A 1,918-nucleotide genomic window follows, 5' to 3' on the forward strand; every position below is an offset into this window, starting at 1 on the left:
CCTCGGTAGCGCCCACGAATACCAAGAAAAAGTACCTGGCACTGCCCCTTATCTAAAAGACATTCATGTATTTAATCCTGCTGGTTTGGTCAGCTTCGGCTTGCCAGTCGGTGACATACATAGCATTCGTCGCGACGTGCCCGCAATCGTATCGCGCATCAGTCACGACTTATTCTTTGAGGACTGGGCGCATCATGAGGCACGTATCACAGGCGATGTTGCCCCCGATTTTGAGAACTCGCTCTATGCTGCTGCGGTGTGGAAACAACCGATCGGGGCAGCGACGCGTTAGGTCGATAACCTTTTCACCAGCAACAAATAGTTCCGGCTGGGAAACGATGTCAGTAGAAAGTGATTGCCATTTCACAATCACTGCTGATCAAGGATCACTGTTACATCAATTCACTTAACAGTGTCATTTCAATGGATTGTTTACTACATATCAAAGGAGAATGTCATGGTTGCTCAAGTAAACTCACAAGCAAAGATTTTGGAAGTTGCAGATGATCCACGTCTTTCTAGGGAGGTGAAGGCGTTTTTGAAAGAGCTGAATTCAGCAGGTGTGCCTCTAGAGACATTACCTCCACTCGAAGCGCGTCAAGTACTCGTAGATGCACAAGCTTCTGTTCAAGTAGATCTTTCGGGCATTGAAGAGTCTGAGAAGACGATTACTGCTGATGGTTACACAATTACACTCAATATCGTGCGACCTGAAGGGGTCAAAGGTACATTGCCTGTGTTTATGTTTATTCATGGTGGTGGATGGGTCTTGGGTGATTATCCAACCCATAAGCGCATGGTTCGTGATCTCGTTGTGCTTTCTGGTTTTGCGGCTGTTTTTGTCAACTACACGCGCACGCCAGATGCTCAGTATCCAAAGGCTATCAATGAGATCTACGCCGCTACTAAATGGGTCGCTGAGCATGGTGAGGAAATTGGCGTTGACGGGAAAAACCTGGCAGTTGTCGGCAACAGTGTTGGCGGAAATATGACAGCAGTAACTGCTTTGCAGGCGAAAGAAAAAGGAGGACCGCACATCAAGCTACAAATCATGATGTGGCCGCTCGTCAATGCTGATTTTGAAACGAATTCTTATCACCAATTTGGCGACAAACGGTACCTAACCGCACCCACAATGAAGTGGATGTATGACCTGTACATCCCTGACCCAGAAAAACGCAAAGAGATCCATGCTTCTCCTCTACAGGCGACGGTTGAGCAATTGAAAGGCTTACCACCAGCCTTAATTCAGGTGGCAGAGAGTGATATTTTGCACGACGAAGGTACAGCCTACGGACGCAAGCTTGACGAAGCTGGAGTAGACGTGACGCTTGTGCAGTACGACGGCATGATTCATGACTTCGGACTATTGAATGGTTTAGCCGAGGTTCCGGCAGTTCGTTCTCTGTTTGTCCAGGCTGCTGCTGAACTGAAGAAACACCTACAATAGGCTGCGATCGTCTCTTTGGCTGCCAGTTATCAGTCATTCTCGTTCTTATTAGGTTTTGGTCATCATAGGCGTGAGACTGCTCTGACTAATTCGATCTTCCTTGGATTAGTCAGAGACAATTAATCTTTCCCATCACGACTGCAATTCATCTTTGCCTAATTTGTGAGAATGAAAAATCGCGATCAAAAAAACGTTAACACCTTTTCCGAAGCGACAATCTTGGAATTTTCCTCTTTCTCCAAGGGCCTGGTATGAAAACCATACTTGAACACCTATCTACAATGGACAGTTATACCCCAAGCGCCAAGGATATCATCGGCTCATCTCCGCTGATCGCGATCGAAAATGAAGCACCCGCTAAGCTAATTGTCGATCCACCGCTGCCCGAACCGCTGTCCCAGGGTCGTGTTTTCATCCAGTATCGGACAGAGAACCTGCGAGTACTGCCCGTATTCGGCAAAGGTGCCC

At 47.4% G+C, this 1,918-nt stretch carries 3 protein-coding genes; all 3 read left to right on the plus strand.

The features are described 5' to 3' along the window. A partial coding sequence (locus H6F80_RS29330) for a hypothetical protein (protein WP_518523485.1) occupies positions 1-292 on the plus strand: 292 nt, incomplete at its 5' end. A gap of 165 nt (positions 293-457) precedes the next feature. Beyond that, the gene (locus H6F80_RS00030) at positions 458-1,450 is read left to right on the plus strand and encodes an alpha/beta hydrolase (protein WP_190789583.1); all 993 of its coding nucleotides are present in this window, start codon (positions 458-460) and stop codon (positions 1,448-1,450) included. A gap of 281 nt (positions 1,451-1,731) precedes the next feature. Continuing rightward, positions 1,732-1,918, plus strand: a 187-nt coding sequence (locus tag H6F80_RS00035) for a DUF6130 family protein (RefSeq protein WP_199296278.1), incomplete at its 3' end; no start/stop codon positions are given.

It is taken from the genome of Leptolyngbya sp. FACHB-711, from assembly GCF_014695615.1.
In the GTDB taxonomy this organism is placed as follows: domain Bacteria; phylum Cyanobacteriota; class Cyanobacteriia; order Elainellales; family Elainellaceae; genus Leptolyngbya_A.